28 protein-coding genes are annotated in these 23,165 nt (G+C 21.7%); 5 read left to right on the forward strand and 23 right to left on the reverse strand.

Features of this window, described 5'->3' with window-relative positions; translation table 4 throughout:
- Positions 1–56: 56 nt before the first annotated feature.
- Genes AAHM89_RS07740 through AAHM89_RS07785 form a run of 10 tightly spaced genes read right to left on the reverse strand, consistent with a single transcriptional unit; the run spans position 57 to position 10,787 of the window.
- Positions 57–2,999: a hypothetical protein gene (locus tag AAHM89_RS07740; RefSeq protein WP_342265965.1), complete on the reverse strand. Its 2,943-nt coding sequence runs from the start codon at positions 2,997–2,999 to the stop codon at positions 57–59.
- Entirely contained in the window at positions 2,929–4,290 is a 1,362-nt protein-coding gene (locus AAHM89_RS07745; protein ID WP_342265966.1) for a hypothetical protein, read from the reverse strand. Before AAHM89_RS07745 ends, AAHM89_RS07740 begins: the two co-directional genes overlap by 71 nt.
- A gap of 11 nt (positions 4,291–4,301) precedes the next feature.
- The gene (locus AAHM89_RS07750) at positions 4,302–5,762 is read right to left on the reverse strand and encodes a phage terminase large subunit (protein ID WP_342265967.1); all 1,461 of its coding nucleotides are present in this window, start codon (positions 5,760–5,762) and stop codon (positions 4,302–4,304) included.
- Positions 5,763–5,766: 4 nt separating this feature from the next.
- Positions 5,767–7,434, reverse strand: coding sequence for a hypothetical protein (locus AAHM89_RS07755; RefSeq protein ID WP_342265968.1), 1,668 nt, complete (start codon positions 7,432–7,434; stop codon positions 5,767–5,769).
- A gap of 43 nt (positions 7,435–7,477) precedes the next feature.
- Positions 7,478–7,828, reverse strand: coding sequence for a hypothetical protein (locus AAHM89_RS07760; protein ID WP_342265969.1), 351 nt, complete (start codon positions 7,826–7,828; stop codon positions 7,478–7,480).
- Between the two features lie 3 nt (positions 7,829–7,831).
- The gene (locus tag AAHM89_RS07765) at positions 7,832–8,311 is read right to left on the reverse strand and encodes a hypothetical protein (protein WP_342265970.1); all 480 of its coding nucleotides are present in this window, start codon (positions 8,309–8,311) and stop codon (positions 7,832–7,834) included.
- An 8-nt stretch (positions 8,312–8,319) separates the two neighbouring features.
- Positions 8,320–9,231 (reverse strand): hypothetical protein, encoded by a 912-nt coding sequence (locus tag AAHM89_RS07770; RefSeq protein WP_342265971.1) that lies wholly within the window; start codon positions 9,229–9,231, stop codon positions 8,320–8,322.
- Positions 9,231–10,067 carry a hypothetical protein gene (locus AAHM89_RS07775; RefSeq protein WP_342265972.1) on the reverse strand — a complete coding sequence of 279 codons (837 nt, stop codon included), beginning with the start codon at positions 10,065–10,067 and terminating at the stop codon, positions 9,231–9,233. Before AAHM89_RS07775 ends, AAHM89_RS07770 begins: the two co-directional genes overlap by 1 nt.
- Positions 10,030–10,323 carry a hypothetical protein gene (locus AAHM89_RS07780; RefSeq protein WP_342265973.1) on the reverse strand — a complete coding sequence of 98 codons (294 nt, stop codon included), beginning with the start codon at positions 10,321–10,323 and terminating at the stop codon, positions 10,030–10,032. The genes AAHM89_RS07775 and AAHM89_RS07780 overlap by 38 nt, the downstream gene beginning before the upstream one ends.
- Positions 10,324–10,325: 2 nt before the next feature.
- Positions 10,326–10,787 carry a hypothetical protein gene (locus AAHM89_RS07785; RefSeq protein ID WP_342265974.1) on the reverse strand — a complete coding sequence of 154 codons (462 nt, stop codon included), beginning with the start codon at positions 10,785–10,787 and terminating at the stop codon, positions 10,326–10,328.
- A 111-nt stretch (positions 10,788–10,898) separates the two neighbouring features.
- Here AAHM89_RS07785 and AAHM89_RS07790 point away from each other — a divergent pair, with 111 nt between their 5' ends.
- A complete protein-coding gene (locus tag AAHM89_RS07790) occupies positions 10,899–11,876 on the forward strand; it encodes an IS3 family transposase (RefSeq protein ID WP_342265776.1) in 978 nt (325 codons plus the stop codon).
- Here the strand turns inward: AAHM89_RS07790 and AAHM89_RS07795 are convergent.
- From AAHM89_RS07795 to AAHM89_RS07810, 4 genes are all read right to left on the reverse strand, one after another.
- On the reverse strand, positions 11,873–12,775 hold the full coding sequence (locus tag AAHM89_RS07795) for a hypothetical protein (protein ID WP_342265975.1): 903 nt from the start codon (positions 12,773–12,775) through the stop codon (positions 11,873–11,875). The genes AAHM89_RS07790 and AAHM89_RS07795 overlap by 4 nt on opposite strands.
- A 14-nt stretch (positions 12,776–12,789) precedes the next feature.
- A complete protein-coding gene (locus tag AAHM89_RS07800) occupies positions 12,790–13,323 on the reverse strand; it encodes a hypothetical protein (RefSeq protein ID WP_342265976.1) in 534 nt (177 codons plus the stop codon).
- A gap of 147 nt (positions 13,324–13,470) precedes the next feature.
- The gene (locus tag AAHM89_RS07805) at positions 13,471–13,626 is read right to left on the reverse strand and encodes a hypothetical protein (protein WP_342265977.1); all 156 of its coding nucleotides are present in this window, start codon (positions 13,624–13,626) and stop codon (positions 13,471–13,473) included.
- Between the two features lie 11 nt (positions 13,627–13,637).
- Positions 13,638–13,850, reverse strand: a complete 213-nt coding sequence (locus AAHM89_RS07810; RefSeq protein WP_342265978.1) for a hypothetical protein — start codon at positions 13,848–13,850, stop codon at positions 13,638–13,640.
- A 97-nt stretch (positions 13,851–13,947) separates the two neighbouring features.
- Here AAHM89_RS07810 and AAHM89_RS07815 point away from each other — a divergent pair, with 97 nt between their 5' ends.
- Complete coding sequence (locus AAHM89_RS07815; protein ID WP_342265979.1) at positions 13,948–15,135, forward strand: Mbov_0401 family ICE element transposase-like protein; 1,188 nt, start codon at positions 13,948–13,950, stop codon at positions 15,133–15,135.
- A 418-nt stretch (positions 15,136–15,553) separates the two neighbouring features.
- Here the strand turns inward: AAHM89_RS07815 and AAHM89_RS07820 are convergent, their stop codons facing one another.
- From AAHM89_RS07820 to AAHM89_RS07845, 6 genes are all read right to left on the reverse strand, one after another.
- Positions 15,554–15,811 carry a transposase gene (locus tag AAHM89_RS07820; protein WP_339047950.1) on the reverse strand — a complete coding sequence of 86 codons (258 nt, stop codon included), beginning with the start codon at positions 15,809–15,811 and terminating at the stop codon, positions 15,554–15,556.
- Between the two features lie 23 nt (positions 15,812–15,834).
- Positions 15,835–16,257 carry a transposase family protein gene (locus AAHM89_RS07825; RefSeq protein WP_339045912.1) on the reverse strand — a complete coding sequence of 141 codons (423 nt, stop codon included), beginning with the start codon at positions 16,255–16,257 and terminating at the stop codon, positions 15,835–15,837.
- Positions 16,258–16,383: 126 nt separating this feature from the next.
- A complete protein-coding gene (locus AAHM89_RS07830; RefSeq protein WP_342265980.1) occupies positions 16,384–16,887 on the reverse strand; it encodes a hypothetical protein in 504 nt (167 codons plus the stop codon).
- Positions 16,880–17,344 carry a rolling circle replication-associated protein gene (locus AAHM89_RS07835; protein WP_342265981.1) on the reverse strand — a complete coding sequence of 155 codons (465 nt, stop codon included), beginning with the start codon at positions 17,342–17,344 and terminating at the stop codon, positions 16,880–16,882. Before AAHM89_RS07835 ends, AAHM89_RS07830 begins: the two co-directional genes overlap by 8 nt.
- Before the next feature lie 293 nt (positions 17,345–17,637).
- Positions 17,638–18,045, reverse strand: a complete 408-nt coding sequence (locus AAHM89_RS07840; protein ID WP_339045908.1) for a transposase family protein — start codon at positions 18,043–18,045, stop codon at positions 17,638–17,640.
- A gap of 23 nt (positions 18,046–18,068) precedes the next feature.
- Positions 18,069–18,491 carry a transposase family protein gene (locus tag AAHM89_RS07845; RefSeq protein ID WP_339045912.1) on the reverse strand — a complete coding sequence of 141 codons (423 nt, stop codon included), beginning with the start codon at positions 18,489–18,491 and terminating at the stop codon, positions 18,069–18,071.
- Positions 18,492–18,943: 452 nt separating this feature from the next.
- Between AAHM89_RS07845 and AAHM89_RS07850 the strand changes: the two genes are divergently transcribed.
- Complete coding sequence (locus AAHM89_RS07850) at positions 18,944–19,867, forward strand: sulfite exporter TauE/SafE family protein (RefSeq protein ID WP_342265982.1); 924 nt, start codon at positions 18,944–18,946, stop codon at positions 19,865–19,867.
- 44 nt (positions 19,868–19,911) lie between these two features.
- On the opposite strand, the gene AAHM89_RS07855 is transcribed toward AAHM89_RS07850, so the two are convergent.
- From AAHM89_RS07855 to thyA, 3 genes are read right to left on the reverse strand one after another with little or no spacing between them, the layout of a single operon-like run.
- A complete protein-coding gene (locus AAHM89_RS07855) occupies positions 19,912–20,649 on the reverse strand; it encodes a lysophospholipid acyltransferase family protein (protein ID WP_342265983.1) in 738 nt (245 codons plus the stop codon).
- 2 nt (positions 20,650–20,651) lie between these two features.
- Positions 20,652–21,143: a dihydrofolate reductase gene (locus AAHM89_RS07860; protein WP_252320865.1), complete on the reverse strand. Its 492-nt coding sequence runs from the start codon at positions 21,141–21,143 to the stop codon at positions 20,652–20,654.
- Entirely contained in the window at positions 21,143–22,012 is an 870-nt protein-coding gene (gene thyA, locus AAHM89_RS07865; protein WP_342265984.1) for a thymidylate synthase, read from the reverse strand. Before thyA ends, AAHM89_RS07860 begins: the two co-directional genes overlap by 1 nt.
- A gap of 194 nt (positions 22,013–22,206) precedes the next feature.
- On the opposite strand from thyA, the gene AAHM89_RS07870 reads away from it, so the two are divergent.
- Together AAHM89_RS07870 and AAHM89_RS07875 are read left to right on the forward strand one after the other, a co-directional pair.
- On the forward strand, positions 22,207–22,629 hold the full coding sequence (locus AAHM89_RS07870) for a transposase family protein (protein WP_339045912.1): 423 nt from the start codon (positions 22,207–22,209) through the stop codon (positions 22,627–22,629).
- A gap of 23 nt (positions 22,630–22,652) precedes the next feature.
- On the forward strand, positions 22,653–23,060 hold the full coding sequence (locus AAHM89_RS07875) for a transposase family protein (protein ID WP_339045908.1): 408 nt from the start codon (positions 22,653–22,655) through the stop codon (positions 23,058–23,060).
- Positions 23,061–23,165 lie beyond the last annotated feature (105 nt).

Raw genomic sequence — 23,165 nt, forward strand, 5'->3', positions numbered from 1 at the left:
AAAAAATACATGTTTATTCACTTCCTAGAACTTAATTATATTTTAATTTTACCAAATTATCTTGCATTTAAAACTATTTTATTAATATTAGATTTAAGATTTGATATATATCTATATGTTCAACTTTTATCTGGTTCTCTTTGTGCAGAATTGGTATATTCTATTTTACCTAAATTGCCTTGTAAATAAATAATTCAATTTAATTTTTCTGAGTTATTAATTATACTAAATGCTATAGGATAATCATTATTTATTTTTTGTTCATAAGAATTATAAGACTTTTTAATTTTTAAATCAAATTCGTAATTACAGAAAGAATATGAATTAAAAATATTATAATTGTTAATACTTTTATAATAAGCATTTGCAAAATAATCATTAACTTCATTAGGAGCAATTGTACCAAACTTACTAAAAAATTCAGATTCTGGAAAACTGTTTTTATTTATTTTTAAATCTTTTAAATCAATAGTTATACTTGTATTTTTTACTTCTTTTGATGGTTTAAAAGTTTCGTTATTAATATCAATGATATTTAAATCAGAACTTTTTGAATTTGCTATTGTTTCAAATTTATAGCTATAATGTATTGTTATGCTTTTGTAAAATCTTTTTAAATCATTAAATGTATTAATTAATAATGTAGGGTCTAATAATGAATTTAAATCTATTTCATATTTATCAAATTTACTTATATTTTTTTCTTCTCATTCTTTTATATTATTAAATCCTTTTTTTATTAATGATACATCGTTTGCTGTCATTTCTATTTTTAAATCTGGAATAATAATAATTGATTTTGCTATATTTTGTGGACTTGGTGGTAATATTTTTGCTGGATATGAAAATGTAGTTTCTTCACTTTCTTCATATTCATCATGATTTAATTTATATAAAGTAGTTCAATTAAAAGCATTACCAGTTAAATAACCCATATTATTATAACGAAATTGAGCAACTGATATTTCATTATAATCACCTTGATAAGTAAAAGGATTATCACTATAAAATGTATGTCTTTCTTCACCTTGATGTAATGATTGAGTTACAATTGTATCAATAATATAAGCATAATTTGAACCATCAATAATTCCATTACTTGTTGGATTTCATTGACAATCTTTATCTTCATTTGTAAAAGGACTTGCTATATCTAAAAACTCAGTATCTTCTGCTAATATATAAACTTTATTATTTTTCTTTTGTGATAAATCAACTGTACTTATTTGTTCTTTTGTAGTTAATTTCTTACCAGTAGTAGGGTCTCATGGATATACTGATACCCTATCACTTAATTTCATTGTCATAGCAGTTGTTGAAACATGTGAACCTAACATTTTACCTAATGCAAACTCACTTGAATTACTAAATACATTTAAAGGTATAAATCAATCTTTATCATTATTACCAGTAATTGAACTTAAATTACTTGTAAAAAATGCACTCATAAAACCATTAAAAAATGGCATATTTTTATATTGTTGAGAATTTTGAGTAATAATAAATCCTACTGGAATACCTAATGTTAAAGCATTTAATAATTTACCTACTAATGGTATTGAACTTAAAGCAAATGGTAATCATTGTACACTATCATAAGGCATTTGAATTAATGAACTAAATACTACACTATTAAAATTTAATATTGCTGACATATATTTTTGACTTATTTTTTTATAATCAACAGTTGGTGAACCAATAACTAATCCAGTATCTGGGTCTTTATATTTAAAATTACTTGACATATCAACATTATATTCACCTTGTAAATTATTTATATTTCATTCACTATCTCAAAAGAATTTTGCTTTACCAATAGCATCACCATTACTATTTATTGCTAATTGTTTATTACATGTTAATATACCTTGAAAATCTTTTTGAGCTAACATATCAAATTTTCTAGCTTCTAAAAATTTTTGTCATGTATCATAATGAGTAAATCCAGTTGGTTTTGCGTCCATAATATTATAAAATGTAGTTTCTGGATGACTACTTGTTGTTATTTTATCATTTATACCAGCAAGTAAACCACCATTATTTTTAATATCAGTTGTAGATTTTTCATTATTACCAGCAATAAATAATCTTCTAGAAGCAAATACTTTACTTTCAAATATTTCTTCATTATTTTGTTGAATAGGTTCTTGACCTTGAATTATTGGTCTTCCATAATAATAACAACTTGTTAATAATTCTAATCCATAACTTTGTCTATGACTATAACGTACACCAATATCTTTCATTAAAGTACGATTTAAAGTTACTTTTCCTTGTTGAATAGTAGGGAAAGCATAACCACTACCCGGACTTGCATACTGTACAAAATCAAGTGTATTTTGACCACTACTTATTACTCTATCATTTAAACTACTAAAAGTTAATACTTGCATACTAAATGCACCATTATAAGGACTATAATAATTTGTTACATTTGAAATATATAATAATTGTCTATCTTGATTTTTACCACTATTACCACCAATATTTTCATTTTCATCATTAAATACAACAAAAAATTGTAAATAATCATCAATTGTAATATGTTCTTCAAACATTACTAAAGTATATTGTCTTTTTGTTTGTACTGTTTTAAATATTTGATTATTTGGTAAATTACTAAAATCAACACCACTTGTATCATCAATTAAATAAGCATTTCAATAATCTCCAATTTTATATTGTTTTGTATAAAATTCATCTTGACCATTAACTTTATGTATTTCTTCATTAATTTTACCTTTATTTTTTTGATATATTTTTGTACTATTTTTTCAAATACATACAACTGGAGTAGTACCAGTTAATATTAATTCATATTGACCAAAATCACTAATTTTACTATTAATTGGTTTATAACCAGTTTCAGTTAAAGGAATTGCTCCATTATTAATAACAAATGGAAATATTTTTCAAAAACTACATCTTTTAATTAGCAATTGTTGTCTTTTTAATTGAAGATGTAGATGTTTCATTAATTGAATTTGTTGATGTATCATTTTGATTATCTCCTAATAATTTTATTTCTTCTTTATCTTCTTCTATTATTTCTTTATAATGTTTTTTTGCTTGTTGTTTTGTTACTTCATCTAATTCAGCAATAGCTTGTGTATATGACATTGTTCTATCTGCTAATCTTTGACTAATCATTTCTTGTTTTAATAATTGGTCAGTCATAGCAATAGGTAAAAATTTAAATGAATAAGGTCTATCTCCAATACCATCTCATAATTTTTCATGAATTAATAACATATCAAAAAATCTATAAAAATAATATGAATAATGACTTATTTTAGTTTCTGTAGTTTCCATATCATTTTTATTATTAAATAATGATTTAGTTTTATTTTCATAATTTACACCAGAAAATTCATTATAATCATAACCTGCACCATTTCATATATCTTTACCTAAATCATCTTTATCTAAAATATAATTACTTGCTTTAAAATTACCTTGTATAACTTCCATACCACCAGCACCAGATTTATTATAGCCAGCAGTACCAACATTAACTACAATATTTTTTTTAGGATTATCAATAATTTTTCCATGTTCAATCATATTTTTAACAGTTTCATTATCAAATGCACCAAATAAAGTTGTAACATTTAAATCTCTATCAACATTTCTTTGAGTATAAGATTTATGATAATATTCAATTAAATTTCAAACTGGATAAGTATCTGGATATGCATTTAAAGTTGTTGAATTACCATAAAAATTAACCATTGGTAAATTTGTTATTTCTAATATTGGTAAATAATTTCAAGGATTTTTAATTTCATAACTATATTTTGGTGTTAATTCTGGTTTTAATTTTGTATGTGCTGTTCCTAAAATAATTTCTTTTTCATTTTTATTATCATTTTTATAAGTTTCAAATCTTATTTTTCCATTTTCAGCAATTACTCAAGTTAATGTTGCACTATCTGCTTGTTCATTTATAAAAAAGAATTCTGCACATTGTTCTTCTTCATTATATTTAGCAACTCTACCAGCAAATGAATTAGGTAATACTTTTAAACTTGTACTATTATCTTTATAAATAATAGGCATTATATATACTTTTCCAAGTAAACTTTCTTGAATTCCAAATTTATATAATTTTTCAAATCATTTATCACTAATAATTTTATTAGTAAAATATTTTAAAATTTCATCTTTTTCACTATCAAATAATAAACCTTTACCTAATCATAATTTAGTTGATTTTTGAGCAATTCTCATAGGAATATCACTATATCATTCTCTTCTATTACAAGAAAGATATTCTAATGGATTATTCATTTTTATCACTCCTAAAATTTATTTTTATTAATTAATAATTCATTATTAATATTATTAATTAATCATTTCATTTTATGCATTGAAGCATACATTCTTGCGTCTCAACAATTATCATATAAATCAAGCATTTGTGGTTCATTATTTGAATTTTCTAATTTAGATTTTGCTAATCATTGCATTTTTGATAATTCTTCATGTGTATTAGGACATCTTTTTCAATTAATACTTAATATACCTTTAATCATACAAATAGTATCTCAATCAATTCTATCTCTTAAATACATTGTAGTTTTATCTACTGGAGTAAAATGTAATCAATTAATTCGTCTTTTTTCTACTTCTTTTTTTAAAATATCAATAACTGCTAATCCACCACTACCATAATCAACATAACAAGTAAAACCAAATTTCATTGCTTGAAATTTAATACTTTCATCTAAATAATAATCAATAATATTATTTGCTAATTCATATGTATTTTTAAATTGCATTATTGCATTACTATGATAAAATTCACTTTCTTGATGTATTCTTCTAGTTTTTTCATTTTCACCAATAAAACATAAAACAGCAACAGTAGGATGTGCTTGTGAACTTGTAGCAAAACCTAAATCTAAACCACCAACTATTTCATTAACATTAAAATCTAATTCAGTTTTAAGTTTATCTAAATATCTTGCAAATATAGAACCAGTTAAAACACTAGGTACACCATAATATCAACTTTGTGCTTTAATAGGGTCTAATTCTTTTAATTCTTCTAAATCATTAATTTTATCTTGTTTTAAATTATGTTCATTTAATTTTCAATTTGAATAATGAAATAATTTAAACATTTGATTTTCTTCTATTGATTTAATTTGTTCATTATTTTCTTTCATTAAATCTAAATTAAAAGGTACACGTTTATTCATATATTCAATAAAATATTGATAAATATTATCTGGATTACAACTTCTTATTTTAATAGTTTTTTTAGCATTACCTAATGCAAAAGTAATTGCTTGAAATTCTGCTTGACTAAATTCATTTGCTTCTTCACATCATTCAATTGCTAAATCAAAACCTTTTATTTCACTTCTAGAAAGCCCTTTAAGTGGTATTCTATCATTACTATTACTATATACACCCATAACTCTAATAAATGATTTACTACCTTTAAAACGAAAATCTGCTTGTTTATTTGGATATTTTAAAGTAAAATCTTTATAATCAAAACCAATATTAATTAATGCTTCATCAATTTCTTTTGTTAATTCATTAATATCTTTATTTAATTTTCTAAAACAATATATAGCAATTGATTTATTAACTTTAATTGAAATAGCAATTAATATTGCTAATTCTTCTGCAATACTATATGTTTTACTTGAATAACGACTTCCACTTAAATTATATTCACTATGAGTAAAATCACTTTTATTTAATAATCAATAACTAATTTCATGTAAATAAGTAAATTCTTTATTCATAATATTATTCCTGTAATTCTTCTAATTTTAAAAGTTGACCATATCTTGTAGGGTCACTAACAATAGCAATGGTATCATTTTGCATTTGTAAAGAAATTATTATTCTATCATTAACTTTATCTCAATATAATGTTTGAACATCAGTATTCAATTCACCGTATAAAAATTCTTTAGACATAAAAGCAAATTTCTTATTACTTGATTGACTTTCAAAATTATAATAAATTTTATATTTAGTATTTGATTTAAAAGTATATTTAATATGATTTATATTAACTTTTGTTCCTACTTCTTTTCATTGTGGAATATTTGGAGTTGGTGTTGGAGTATTTGGTAATTCAATATTAATCTCATTATTTTTTAATTCATTTATTTTTAAAGTATGACTTGTAATTTTTATAGGTTGAATAATATCTACTTTAACTGTATTTTGTAATTCTTCTAATGAAAAAATATTTGCATATTTTTCATTTCCACCTTCTAAAATTAATTGTCATTTATTAATATCTAATAATTGTAAATATAAAATACCTTTTTCATTATTAATTAAACCTTTTGTAAGAAATATTTTACTTCCATGTATTCCACCTAAATAATTACCTGTTTTAAATTCTACTGTTATTCTTGTATTTACTTGATGAAATGGTGGAGATTCCCATGTAATAATTACTCTATAAAGAGTATTAAAAGCAAGATTAAAATCACCATATTTACGATTATTTATACTTTTACCTATTACTTTTCAATTTTCTTTAACTTGTTTTTTATTTATTTCATTAATAGCACCAACAATAGTTTTATTAGTAGTTTCTAATCTATCATATCTATTATTAAGTAATAATGAAATAGCAAGAGAACTATTTGAAACATCATTTATTCATAATTGGTCTCTATCATCTTTATATGTAAAATATCCTTTCATAAAAACAGATTTTTTATAATAATCAGATAAATCTATTTTACCACCAGTAGCACTAATAACTTTCTTTTCTTGACCTTCTTTACCATCAACTAATTTCATAGTATCATTACTAAAATATTTAGTAAATAATTCAATTGTTGTTAAATTATCAAATGATTTAATACCAGTAGTATCAATTCATAATTGAGTTCCAATTAAATATTTAGGATTTTTAGGATATATTTTTACTCTTGTATCATTTGTTTTTAAATTTATTAATTCTAAATATCTTGTAAAAGGACTATCTTCACCATAATTACTATAAAAATTACTAAAAAAATCATTTCTTTTAGGTAAAACATCTAAATTAAAACCAGTAATATTTGGATATTCTTTAATTTTTCTTAAACAATTAAATACTTCTGGAACAATAAAATAAGGGTCAGTAGGATTAGTTTCACTATAAGTCATACCACCTTGACTAATACTTGATTGACCACGAATATAATTACTATCTTTTGTTAATAAAAATCTAACATAATATGCAGTTGCAGTTTGTATTTCATCAGTAAATTCTGTTAATGTAGTTTCTGGTCATTTTTTTGAAATAGAATGTCCACTTAAATAATCAATATTATTACTTGCAACTGAAATAGCAAATCAAATTTCATTATCTGGTGTTGTAGTATCATCAAATTCTAATTTATTAAAACCTTTTCAATTTTTAAATTCTTCAATTGTTATAAACATTAATGGTTCTTTAATAGCCATAATAATTTACTCCTTAATGTAAAATAAAGGGTATTTAAACCCTTTAAATTTTAAATTTAGTTACTTTTTTCTTATCTTTTTCTGATAATTCTTTTTTAGAAGCTCTTTGACTAATAATAGTATTTTTAAATACTTCTTGCTTTTCTTCATCATTATTAAAACTATCTAAAGATTTAGCAATTGATGTAGTTTCTAATTGTAATTGAGAATTTATTTGTTTAATATTTGCTTTAATAAATTCTAATTCTTTATTATTTTTTAATTCTTTTGCTAAATTTGATTGTTTTGATTTTTTAATAAATTTTGATAAAAATAATAAAACAATAGTTACAATTACTCCACTAGCAACTGCTCCACTTAATACTGCTGATATTACTGTTGTAGATAAATTCATTTTTTATTCCACCTTTTCTTTTTTTATTTTTCTTATTTCTTTTTCTATTTTTGGTAAATATCAAATAATAATTAATATTAAAATTGGTATTATTTTAATTATTAAATTTAATATAAATTTAATTCTTGATGGTGCTTTATTTGGTAAATGATGTAAACCAAATCCACCAATACTAGGTACAATTGTTAATCATATTGCATTACCTCAATTATGTTTTCAATCTACATGTTCCATACCTAATTTTGTAAATGATAATCATTTAGGTAATATTATTATTTGTGGTAATGTACTTCATAAAGTAATAATTAAAGATATTAATATAAATGATAATAAATTAATTGAATCTAATTGTTTTTTTCTTAATTTTTGAATATCATTTAATAAACTAAAATCATATATTTTTCTATCTTTAATATAATCTCTTCTACCACGAGTAAAAGGAATTAAATAACTTGTTTTTCACTCTGGTTTTTGAATTTCCATTTAACCACCTACTTTCATGTTTTATAAAAATTAGAATTTCTTTTAATTTTTATATATTTTCTTGTATGTAAAGAATTTTTTAATAATTGTTTTCTTTCATATCTTCATTGTGTACTTCCAATTTCATTTTTAGATAAATTTTTATATTCTTTTAATTTAAAAAAACCTTTTTCTAATCTATTAATAAAATGCATAGTTTTTTGAACATTAATATTATTTGGATAAATTACACTAGTATCTTGTGAACCATAATATTTACCTTTTTTTGATAATTCACTTTTAACATATTTTCTTAATTGACTTGGTAATCATTTTCTATTTCAAAATTTTCAAAATATTGTTCCAGCACCAGAACCATTTTTACCTTTTGCTTGTGTCATTAATATTCATATTTCTTGTGGAAATGTTGGATAAGTATATGGACCATATCATATTTGTCTTTTATCATTATCACTTTGAAATAATGTTGTTAAAGTTCCAATTTTTAAATTTTTATTATCAACAATAAATCTTCCTTTTTTAAATCATGAACTTGATAATACTTCTCATGCATTATTTGGTATTTCTTCTTCATTTTCTTTAAATAAATTATTAAATTTATTAACATAATTTTTAACTGTTCTAATTTCTGTTGGCATAATATAATTTTTAAAACTATTTATTGGATTTTTAAATTTATTAATTTCATTTTGTAATATAGATAATTCACTTGGTTTTAATATACTTGTTAATTTTTTAAGTATATTTGGATTAAAAACACTATATGGTTGATGTATTTCTTTTTCACTAATATTTTCACTATCAAATACTGCTTTTAATGATTGATTTTTATAATAAGTTTTTAAAGCATTTATTAATGCTAATTTAATATCATTACTTGCTAATGCATAATATATTCATTCAATAATTAAAGGTAACATTATAAACTCATGTGATTATAATCTCAATTTAATGAAACATTATCATGATTTAATGGTACTTCACTCATATTATCACTACCATATTGACTAGTTGTTTCACTATTAATAGTAAATCTATTATCATTTATTAATCTTGCAGTTTCATCATTAAATGATGTTTCTTGCATTTCTTGAATATGATTTGTAGTTTCCATAGGTAGTAAATTATGGATTATTTCACTTGCACCAGCAATAATAGTAGGTACTGCATAAGCATTATTAAAATCATTATTAATACCCATTGCAACACCACTTGAAATTAAACATCCACCAGTAGCCATATTACAAATCTTTCTTATTGTTTCAAATTTATTAGGTATTAATTCTAGAATTCCATTAATAAGATTTGATATACCATAAGCATTTAAACTAATATATGTATCTCAATCCATTAAATGATTATCAGTAGTATTTGGATTACTAAATAATAAATCTGGTGGAAATGGGTCAATAGTAGTAGTTGTTATTGGACTTTCAGTTGGATTAGGATTAATGGAAGAATTAGTAAACTTACTATAATTTGCTAATCCAATTGTTCCTAAACCTAATAAGATTTTTTTAGAACTATTAATTAATTTAGTTTTAGTATTTGGTCTTTGATTTAAATTTCAAATATCTAAACCTAATTTTTTACCAAATAATAAACTATTAATTGAACCTAATAATGGACTATCTATTACTTGACCATAATAAGCACTTGTACCTATCATTGCACAAATTGGACTTATACCAGTTCTTATTAATTTAGTTAAAGTATAGTTACTCAATTGTGTAGTCTCAGAATGTTGTTGTGGCATATTTATTTTCTCCTTTTGATAATTGATTAGTTTTTTTAATTTGAATTCTAACTGTTCCTTGACAATTTATATTATTACCAACACATATTGCAAAATTATCATGTACATCACTTACTATAAAATAATCATTTCTTAATTTAGGATATTCATCTAATAAAATTGCTCTAATATCATTACTAGTAGTTAAATCTTCTGGTTTTGGTGAATAAATAATAATATGTGCTTTTTCATTAAAATATTTATAAATATATTCCATAATTATTTTTTAGTAAATTCTAAATTTACTACTCCATAATAATCACTATTATTACCAGTCATAGTTGCACTTGTTGATTTAATATCAAATTTTGCTTTACCTTTTTCATAACCATTATTACCAGCATTTATTATTGCATTTTCTAATTCATCATTAGTAGGTTTATCACCAGCCATAGTAATTTTTCCTAAATTTCTATAATAAATAACATCTTCTAAATTTAATTTATTAATATCATCATATAAAGTTGATTGATAAGTTGCATTTTCATTTTTAGGATTAGTTAAAAAATCTTTTGCTCTTGCTTCTTTTATTTCTTCAATTGTAGGCATAGTTGGTCTAATTAAATACATTAAATTTGGTCTAATAGCACTAGGTAATGCAAATAAACATTTACCAATAATTTTAATATTATCTGTATCATTATCTAATTTTTGTCTTATTTTAGTAAATGAAATTGGCATACGCCACTTAGCCCTTTTTACTAGACCATTAATTTAAAAAACCTGAATGTATTCTAAAAACAATTGTGTTATATAATTAACACTAATTTTAACCTGAAAGGATTTTTATTAATGGATAAAATTAAACAAATAGCATTAGTAATTAACAAATTAAATATCAAAGAAAAAATTAAAATTATTGATGATTGTAAAAATCAATATTCAATTAGAAACCTATGTCAATATCTTCAATTAAACAGATCAACATATTACTTTTTAAAAAATAAACAAAAACCTATTAAAAAAGAAGAAAATCATATTATTAAATGCAATCATAAATATCAAAAAATATGCCAACTTTTAATCGAATTTCATTCTACAAGAAAAGGCAGAATTTATGGATATTTAAGAATTTTTTCAGCTTTTAAAGAGTGATTAAAACAAGAAAAAAATATCATTTTAAATATAGAATTATCAATAAAACAAATGCGAAAAATTATGAAAGAACACAATATTCAAGGATTAAAACAAACTAAAAATAACTATCCTAAAAACAAAAAAAATCCAAATAAGTGAATACCTACAATGGATAAAGTAAACAAAGATTATAAAAGTACAACCTCTTCAAATCAAATTTGATCAATGGACACTAAACAAATAAATACTAAAGAAGGATGATTATATCTTTTTGTAATTATTGATTTTTATTCAAATAATGTTGTTAGTTATAATATTGCTCCTAATAAATCATATCAGGATTTAATTCTTCCTGCTCTTGAAAAAATCAACAAACAATTTTCTTGAAATCAAGTAAAAAATGTTATTTTACATTCAGATAACGCCAACGAATTTTATTGTCAGGATATCACAAAATGAGCAGAGGATAAACAAATAATTTTAAGCAAAAAACAACCTTATGATATTGGTGGTAATGTATTATCTGAAAACTGATTTTCTCATTTATCTCAAGAATGACTACCTAAAGGATCAAATCAATATTTATCCATCAATGAAGCTATAAATGATGTAAATCAATATGTTATGTTTTATAATTATGAAAGAATACATTCTAAATTTCTAAAACCACCAATTTTACAAATTAAAATTTAGAATTTTATATCAAAAATGGTCCAGTAATTAAGGGCCAACCACCTACCTCACATATATCTATTAACTACAAAACCATGTGTATTTTTTAAACTATAATCTTTTTCTAAATGCATTGCTTTTTCAGTATCATGAATAAATTCTTGTTCTAAATAAAAACTTTCTCAAAATTCCATACCAGCAATTAAACTTGTATATCTTCTACCATATGCTAATGTATCTGCTGAAATTTGACTATAATTTAAAACAGTAAATGCTTTTGATAAACCTAAATTACTATCAATTCCAGTTGCTCCCATTAAATCTTCTCTATTAGTTCCTACAGTAATATAATTAACTAATTTAATTAATTTATTATTTCTTGCTCAAATTTTATAATAAGCTTCTTTTGCTTGTTCTGCATTCATATTAATTAAATCTAAAGGTAAGACTAATGATTTAGCAATAGCATAATCTTGAATACCATTTAAAAATATTAATTCTAAATTTTCACCTAAATTTCTCATAAATGAAGCTGTTCAATTTGAAACAATTTGTACTGCAATATCTTTTGGTGATTTCATAAATCTTTCAATATCAAATTCTGGAATTTCAAAATCAATTGTTAAATATTTATTAATTTCTAATTTAGTTGTATAAACATCACCTTTTTGTCTTTTAGTACCATTTTTTCAATCTCATGTTGATCCTCATAATACACGAACTGTAGCTCTATAAATTGCTATAGCAACTCCAGCCATTTCACCAATTTGAGTAGCACTACAAGTTCCACGCATAAACATTGTTGATTTTTCACTTGTTAATTCACCACGTACTTGTGCTTCAAGTACACTTAAAATAGCATTTTCAGTAGGATTATTACCTTTAATAAAAAATGCTTCAGGTATTTTTATAGCTCCCATAATAAAACTTCTTTCTATTTACTAATAGATTGAAAAACTTCATTTCTAGTAATTTCAACTAAATCTTCTAATTCTTTTTGATTAGTCATTCCTTGTGTTGTTGCTTTATTTTTTAAATCTTGAGCAATTTTAAAATGGTCTAATGAATTATTATGTAATTTTAAAATTAAATCAGTAGGATTAATTGAATTATCTTGTTGTTTATTTTCTTGTTTAATAGGTTCTGATTTATCAATTAAAAAATCTTTATAATCTTCATTTATTTTATTAAATGCTTCTTGTTTAGATAAAGATTTATAATTATCAGTATTCATTAAATTTTTAATTAAATTTACTTTTTTAGTATCTTTAATATTTGAAAATAATTGTTGCTCTTCAAAACTATTAATTTTATTTTCATATTCTTTTATTTTAGTTTCATATTCACTTAATTTAGGTTCAATATCTTTTTTACTTTCAGCATATACTACATTTCTATGTTGTTTTAGTAAATTTTTAACATCATCTAAACTATAATTCTCTTTTTCATCAAAAGTAAAATCACTCATACTTTTAATCTCCCTTTATTAATTTTTAATAATTCACTTGGTTAATAGGTCACTTTTATATATGTTAATTTAACATATTCACTTTATTAAATTATATCATTTTTATCCTTTAAAATAAAGAAAAAAACCTATATTTATTATAGGTTTTTAATCATTATTTTCTATTTTTCTAGGTTCACAAATATTAATAATTATATTACTTTTTGAGTTATTATCTTCTTCATTAATATCATATTCATTCGGATAACTAACTTGTCAATGTTTATAAATTATTTCTGGTTTTACTAATGATTTTTCTAACATATGAGTTGAAATTATCGCTCTTGCATTATCATAATCTTTAATAAATTTTTACGTCATGGATTGCTTCTACGTCGGCAATCATAAACAAATTTTCTATCAATTCCAAGTGCATTATTTAATCCTTGTGGAGTTAATATAACCTTTTTAGTTCTTAAATAATTATCAATTTGAGTTTTATAATTAACACTTAATTTTTCACCATATTTTTTTTCTTTTTCTGGCATATTTATCACCTATATTCAATATTTATATACTAATTATAACATTTTAAGCAAAGTATATTACAACACTGAACAATTAATAATTGTTATACTGAAAATTATGTATTTAGAAAGGAATAATATTATGATTTTACTTCCTGAACAATTTCCTCATAATCAGTTTAAAATTAGTCATGAAAAACAAATGTTATTAGATTATAAAAATAATTTAATTAATTATGATAAATATTGACATAAAAATGAATATGATAAAAATAAATATAAATATGTTAAAACTGCTAAAAGAACTTTTACATCAATGTATGGAATAGTAAAAGATTTTTATAGAAAAGTATATCAACATAAAATTACTGGTGAATATTTATATCCATTAGATACATATATTAATATTGATAAAAATAAAAAATTTACTAATCAAGTAACAAAATCAATAATTTATGAAGCAGATTTAAATAATATTACATATCCTATAATTAAACATAATTTAAAAATAAGTATATCATTATCAACTATTTGTAGAAGAGTAAAAAAAACTAATATATTTGTTCAAGAATTACCACAAGAAAAAATAAAAATATTACCAACTGATTATATTTATATTCAATCAGATGAATCATATAATAATTTAATTGATAATAATAAAAAAAGAAAATTTAGACATAGAACAGTAAGTATAAGTACAGGTTTTGATTTAAATAAATCTACTGATAATAGACATGTTTTAGAAAATAAATATATTTTTGTTTTGTCAACTAGAAAAGGTCAAAGAATTACTAAAAAAGAATTTGGTAAATCTATAATAACTAATTTAGATAATATTTTTATTGGTTATACTAATGAAAATTTAAAATTAACTGGTGATGGTGCTACTTATCTTAAATCTACTGCTAATTATTTAAAAATTGATTATGCTGTAGATAAATGACATCCATTACAAAAATTAAAACAAGTATTTATTGTAGGAAAAGGTAAAAGAACAAAAGAAAATAATAAAAAATTAAATTATGCATATTATAAATTATTTTTAAATGGTTGTTATTATAAATTATTAGATTATTTAAAAGAAAATAATGCTGATGAAAAAATATATGAATATTTTAAAAATAATAAAAAAGGTATTGAAAATCAAAATGCTATTTGAAATATTGGTTGTAGTGCTGAAAGTGATGTTTATCATTTAATAAAATCTATATCTAATAATAATGCAAAAATTTATTCAAAAGAAGCATTTTTTAATTTATTAAAATTAAAACAAGCAAGAATTAATAAATTAAAAGTATTTGTTTAAATTTATAAAATTTAATAAATCTAAACCTAAATAGTTAGGAATTTTTATTTTATAAAAGTTAATAAAATCTATAATAAGACTTGACATTTACCCTATTTAGGGTTATAATATTTATAACAATTAATAATTTATTTTATCTTTTATTTAAAGAAAATTAAATTATAACTAGACTTGAAATACGCCCTGTTATTGAATATAGAAATAAATATTTTTTGAAAAAATAGTTTAAAAAATGAGTTTACATTTTAAACAAAAAATTGTTAATAATATTTTTATATTAACTCGATAAAAATTTAAATTTTAAAAAAATATTTTTAATATTTTTTTTATTTTAATGGTTTTATTTTATTAAAAATTTCACAAAGTAAGTTAAATCTTAAGTACATAAGTCTAAATTTAGATTTTCTACATTTATTTACTAAAATTTTGAATCTTTTCAATCAAGCAAAGACATGTTCAACTTTAATTCTAATTTTAGATACAATCTTATTGTATTTTTATAAATATTTTGTATACCTTGATATCCTAAATCACCAATAATTATTGTTTTTTCTGAAAATTCAAGATTTGAATTTTTTAATATTTGAAAATCATGCACTTTACCATTATCAGCAAAAATATCAACAATTTTTTTATTAAAAAAATCATATACAATTTGAAATTTTATAGAATACATTCAACTTTTACCAGAAAAATATTCTAACTGTAGTTTTTTTTAGTTGGTCTTTCAATTTCAATCTCAGTTGAATCAATTAAATAAAATTGAAATTCATTTGAATTTTCTTGTTTTTTATCAATTTTTAATTTATATCTTTCTTTTAAAAATTGGTAATCTTTGTGGTTACTAAGTTTATTTTCTACTCAAGTAATATTTCGAAAACAACTTGATGGGCTCATTTTAGATTTAATACTCATTTGAAAAAAAGTATAATATTCTTTTCAGTATAATAAAGTCATCATTAATCTTTCTTCTACTGAAAGTTTATTTTTTCGACCTTTATTTTTTTCTAATTTTTCTATTTCAATTAATTTTTCTAACATTTCATTAAAATGAAAACGTTTTATACCAAAATATCTGTAAAATTCTTCATTTTTTAATTTTTTTAAATTTTCAAAAATCATTTTTATCAACACTTTTCTAAATTTATTGTTAATAACAAAATTATAAAATAAATTTTAAAAAATTTAATTACGGAATATGTCTATTATATATATACAAGTAAAAATATAGAAAAAATAGTTTTTTTTCTAATGTAAAACTTTTTTCCTAAAATCTATTTTTTCAACTTTATTACCAAAAACTTTATCAACCCAAGTCAAAACATCTTTATCTTTTTGAATTAAATAACCTATTTCACTAGTCCGTAAATAATGCTTATGTGATAAAGCACTTAAATATACATATTTTTCATAATCTTCATACTCCTTAAAATAATCATTAACAACAGTACTTTCAATAATACCACCAATCATAACAGTATCACCATTACTATCTCTTTGAGTTTTAAAATAAAATACATTTGTAGCATTAAAACTTGCTTTAATGATATCTCCAATTGTCAATTTCTTAATACCACGAACTACAATAGGATTTTTACAATTACGACTAAAAGCATATGCTTTTATACCTACATCCTCTTGATTTAAAGATTTAGCATCGTCTAATGATTTTGTAACATATTTACCTAAATATTTAATAACAAACTCATTTGTACCTTTACGAACAACTCTTAAATCAATACCCTTAGGCATTTCCAGCATGTGGTCATCAATCACGTATCATATTATAAGGTATCTTTCTATTAAAAATTATATGAAAATGAACTGCTCCACGGTCTTGATATTCATAAACATACATATATTTTAATTCACACATATATTTAGCACGCTTAGGGTCATTTCATCATTTCTTTAATTTAAGAAAAAATAAACGAATATCTTTTTTTGATTGTTTAACATCTTGGATATTTTCAGCATAAGTTAAAGTAACAAAACTTAACATATTACTATTATAAAAATTATGTAATGCTTTTTGAATTAAATTAGTTTTAGTACGAACAGTACTATTTCTCAATTTTTGCTTATTACCAACATAACATTTACCTTTTTTATTTCCAATATTATTTAAAAAAGAAATAGGTAAAACTACATTCTTAACATAACAAGCATAAAAAATCTTCTTAACATAAAAATCTTGTTGAATATCCATATATAAAACTCCGATGAAACACTACTTTAAAGTAGCAAATTTTATATTTTAATAACAAACAAATCTTAACATAAAAAATTATAAAAACAAAGGACATATTCCGTAATTAAATTTAATTAATTGTCAATAAAATTGTTTTAAAACTATTTAGTGTTATTGAATATAGAAATAAATATTTTTTGAAAAAATAGTTTAAAAAATGAGTTTACATTTTAAACAAAAAATTGTTAATAATATTTTTATATTAACTCGATAAAAATTTAAATTTTAAAAAAATATTTTTAATATTTTTTTTATTTTAATGGTTTTATTTTATTAAAAATTTCACAAAGTAAGTTAAATCTTAAGTACATAAGTCTAAATTTAGATTTTCTACATTTATTTACTAAAATTTTGAATCTTTTCAATCAAGCAAAGACATGTTCAACTTTAATTCTAATTTTAGATACAATCTTATTGTATTTTCTTTCTTGTTTAGTTAATTTTTTATTTTTAGTTCTTTTAATTGGTATTATTGTATTTTTATAAATATTTTGTATACCTTGATATCCTAAATCACCAATAATTATTGTTTTTTCTGAAAATTCAAGATTTGAATTTTTTAATATTTGAAAATCATGCACTTTACCATTATCAGCAAAAATATCAACAATTTTTTTATTAAAAAAATCATATACAATTTGAAATTTTATAGAATACATTCAACTTTTACCAGAAAAATATTCTAACTGTAGTTTTTTTTAGTTGGTCTTTCAATTTCAATCTCAGTTGAATCAATTAAATAAAATTGAAATTCATTTGAATTTTCTTGTTTTTTATCAATTTTTAATTTATATCTTTCTTTTAAAAATTGGTAATCTTTGTGGTTACTAAGTTTATTTTCTACTCAAGTAATATTTCGAAAACAACTTGATGGGCTCATTTTAGATTTAATACTCATTTGAAAAAAAGTATAATATTCTTTTCAGTATAATAAAGTCATCATTAATCTTTCTTCTACTGAAAGTTTATTTTTTCGACCTTTATTTTTTTCTAATTTTTCTATTTCAATTAATTTTTCTAACATTTCATTAAAATGAAAACGTTTTATACCAAAATATCTGTAAAATTCTTCATTTTTTAATTTTTTTAAATTTTCAAAAATCATTTTTATCAACACTTTTCTAAATTTATTGTTAATAACAAAATTATAAAATAAATTTTAAAATTATCAATTGACTTTTAAAAAATTTAATTACGGAATATGTCTAAACAATAAAACAAAAACGTTACTTAACAAAGTGTTAAAAAATAATAAATAATTTTAAACTATTTCCAATCATTAAAAATATAATTTTAGTAAAAAATAGAAATATAAAAATTAAAAAATAATAATATTTTTTTGTATTTTTTCATGATAAAATTCTAAATAACACAAAAATAAAATTAAAAGAAAAAGGAACAAAACTATGAATAAAAAACAATATACTATAGTTTATTAATAATTCCTATTTCTTTATTTGTATTATTACTTACTTTATTTTTAACAAATATTTGAAAACCCTCAATTGTTGCTATTATTTTTATTACTATTTTGTTAATAATAGTAGCAATTTTTACATGATATCTTATAAAAATAGTTATTCACAATTTGATAAAGAACATATCCATAATTTTGAAGATAATTTTAAACAACGATTTTGAAAACTAGGAATAATTGGTTTTATTGCTGATTTTTGTGACACAATTGGTATTGGTTCATTTGCAGTAAGTATTATTTTATTAAAATTAACAAAACAGGTACGTAATGATAAAAAAATTTTAGGAATTATGAATGTTGGTCATAGTATTCCTACTTGAATTAAAGCAATTATTTTTATTGCTTTAATTCAAGTAGCATGACCAACACTAGTTTCATTAATTTCTGCTGCAACATTAGGTGCCTATTTAGGCGCCATTATCGCAAATAAAATTAAACTTAGTTGATCACAACTATTTATTGGTGTTCTATTATTTATTGTTTCAATTATCATGCTTTTAGGTCAAAAACAAATTGGAATTATGCCAACAGCGGGTAATAATAATAGTCTTGATATTTGATGAAAATATTTGGTTGGTATTAGTATATTCTTTATCCTTGGTGCTTTCATGGCATTAGGCATTGGTATTTATGCTCCAGCAATGGCAACTACTTATTTATTAGGTCTTAACGCTGAATGTGCTTTTCCAATTATGATGGGATCTGCAGCTTTTTTAATGCCAGTTGCTGGTACACGTTTTATTAAAGATAAAAACTATGAAATTAAACCACCAATTGCTTTCACACTAGGTGGATCAATTGGTGTTATTTGTGCTTACTTAAGTGTATTTTTATTATTACAAAATGGTCTTGGCTTAAATAAAGAACAATTTATTAATATCCTACTATGATTAATTATCGTAATAATTTGATATACATCTTCTTCACTAATAATTACATCAGTAAAAAATTTACGTAATTATAAAAAACAAAAATCACATCAGAAATTAATTATTGACTCTTAAACATAATAAAAGGTTGTTAACTAACAACCTTTTATTATTACTACTTAAATTTTATTATTGCTAAAATCATCAATTCCTTTTTTAATAATATTAAATACTTGCTTTGATAATACATCAGTAGATAATTTAATAAATTCACTTGGTTCAATTGCCTTATGAAAAATAAGATGAATATCTTTTTTGCCTTTATATTTTCGATCAAAAATTTGATAAGAATTAATAATAGTAACAGGAATAATTGGTACATAAGATTGATATGCCATATTAAAAGCACCTGCTTTAAATTCTTGCATTTCTTGTTGATGACTTCTTGTTCCTTCTGGAAAAATCATCATTGTACGCGGAATTCTAATTAATTCCTTTGCTTCTTGAAAAGTTGTAATGGCTGTGCGTGGATTATTACGATCAATAAATAAAACATCAATTAAAAAAATAAATCTTCGTGCCAAATGGCTTTTTTTTAATTCTTCTTTTGCAATAAAACCTAAAGGTGCATATAAACTATAATCATTTACCGATAATACTAATAATGGATCAAAATTTGATTGATGATTGGCAACCATTACACAACCTTTTCTTTTTGGTCAATTTTCAATGTTATGAACGGTTAATTTAATATTATATAATCATTTAATATAACGCACACGTTTTTTCAATCAAATATATTGTTTTGCTTCAGAAACTAAACTTGGGTCTTTTAATACCTTTCTTGTCATTGAACCTGATTTACTATAAGTTTGTAATAAATAAGGTCAAGTTAAAATTGCTTTTCAAATGTTCATTATTATTTTTTTTCCTTTCTTTGATACACATTCGCTACAAATTCTGCAAATTCTGTTGTTTTGATTAATTTAAAATCAGAAAAATTACTAACAGGAAATAAAAGATCACCATTATATAAATTTTTAATGACTGAAACATATAAATAATCAGCATAATCTCATGCCTGCTTATAAATTTCAGCACCACCAATAATACAAATATCTCTTTTTTTATTACCTTGATATTGTTTTAAATATGAAATAATATCATTTGTGAAAGTAATATTATTATCATTTAGAAATTGTTGATAACGTTCTTGATGATTAGTAACAACTATATTGTAACGATTTTTTAGTGGTTTGCCAATACTTTCAAAAGTTTTTGAACCCATTAATACATTTTTATTTAAAGTAATGCTCTGAAAATATTGCATTTCTTCTTTAATTTTTCAGGGCAATTTATTATTAAAACCAATTACCTTTTCTTTGGTCATTGCTCAAACTAAAATTACCATTATACTGCAACCTGACCTCTAATCAACGGATATGGATCATATTGTTCTAATTTAAAATCTTCAAATTTAAAATTAAATAAATTAGTAATATTTTTATTAATAACTAAAATTGGCAATGATTTTGGTTTTCTAGTTAATTGTTCATTAATTTGTGAAAAATGATTACTATAAATATGAGCATCACCTAAAGTATGAATAAATTCTCCTAATTGATAGCCACATATTTGTGCTAACATTATTGTTAATAATGCATAAGAAGCAATATTAAAAGGAACTCCTAAAAAAATATCTGCACTACGTTGATATAATTGACAAGATAATTTTTTATCATCAGAAACGTAAAATTGAATTAAAGTATGACATGGTGGTAGTGCCATATTCTTAATTTCTGCAGGATTTCATGCTGATAAAATGTGTCTTCGTGAAAAAGGATTGTTTTTTAAATTTTCTATTAACTCCTGCAATTGATCAACACCATTAAAATTACGTCATTGTCTACCATAAACAGGTCCTAAATCACCAAATTCAAGAGCAAATTGATGATCAGTTTTAATTTTTTCAACAAATTCTTCTAAAGTTTCATTTTGATATTTTTTACTTTCCATAAATTTCTTATAAGGTCACTCATTTCAAATTCTAACATTATTTTTAACTAAATATTCAATATTAGTATCACCAGCAATAAATCATAATAACTCATGAACAATAGAAGCAAAATGAACTTTTTTTGTAGTTAATATGGGAAAACCTTTTTGTAAATCAAAACGCATTTGATAACCAAAAGTAGAAACAGTACCAGTGCCTGTTCTATCAGCTTTTTTATATCCTTTTTCTAAAACATATTGACATAAATCTAAATATTGTTTCATAATCATTACCTCTTTCATAAATCAAATTAAATCAATTATATTTTAACAAAAAATATTTTTTTATCTAAGTTTTAATTTTAGTTCCTTACTATAGACATATTCCGTAATTAAATTTTTTAAAAGTCAATTAATAATTTTAAAATTTATTTTATAATTTTGTTATTAACAATAAATTTAGAAAAGTGTTGATAAAAATGATTTTTGAAAATTTAAAAAAATTAAAAAATGAAGAATTTTACAGATATTTTGGTATAAAACGTTTTCATTTTAATGAAATGTTAGAAAAATTAATTGAAATAGAAAAATTAGAAAAAAATAAAGGTCGAAAAAATAAACTTTCAGTAGAAGAAAGATTAATGATGACTTTATTATACTGAAAAGAATATTATACTTTTTTTCAAATGAGTATTAAATCTAAAATGAGCCCATCAAGTTGTTTTCGAAATATTACTTGAGTAGAAAATAAACTTAGTAACCACAAAGATTACCAATTTTTAAAAGAAAGATATAAATTAAAAATTGATAAAAAACAAGAAAATTCAAATGAATTTCAATTTTATTTAATTGATTCAACTGAGATTGAAATTGAAAGACCAACTAAAAAAAACTACAGTTAGAATATTTTTCTGGTAAAAGTTGAATGTATTCTATAAAATTTCAAATTGTATATGATTTTTTTAATAAAAAAATTGTTGATATTTTTGCTGATAATGGTAAAGTGCATGATTTTCAAATATTAAAAAATTCAAATCTTGAATTTTCAGAAAAAACAATAATTATTGGTGATTTAGGATATCAAGGTATACAAAATATTTATAAAAATACAATAATACCAATTAAAAGAACTAAAAATAAAAAATTAACTAAACAAGAAAGAAAATACAATAAGATTGTATCTAAAATTAGAATTAAAGTTGAACATGTCTTTGCTTGATTGAAAAGATTCAAAATTTTAGTAAATAAATGTAGAAAATCTAAATTTAGACTTATGTACTTAAGATTTAACTTACTTTGTGAAATTTTTAATAAAATAAAACCATTAAAATAAAAAAAATATTAAAAATATTTTTTTAAAATTTAAATTTTTATCGAGTTAATATAAAAATATTATTAACAATTTTTTGTTTAAAATGTAAACTCATTTTTTAAACTA

It is taken from the genome of Spiroplasma endosymbiont of Villa modesta (genome assembly GCF_964030925.1).
Lineage (GTDB): Bacteria > Bacillota_I > Bacilli_A > Mycoplasmatales > VBWQ01 > Spiroplasma_E.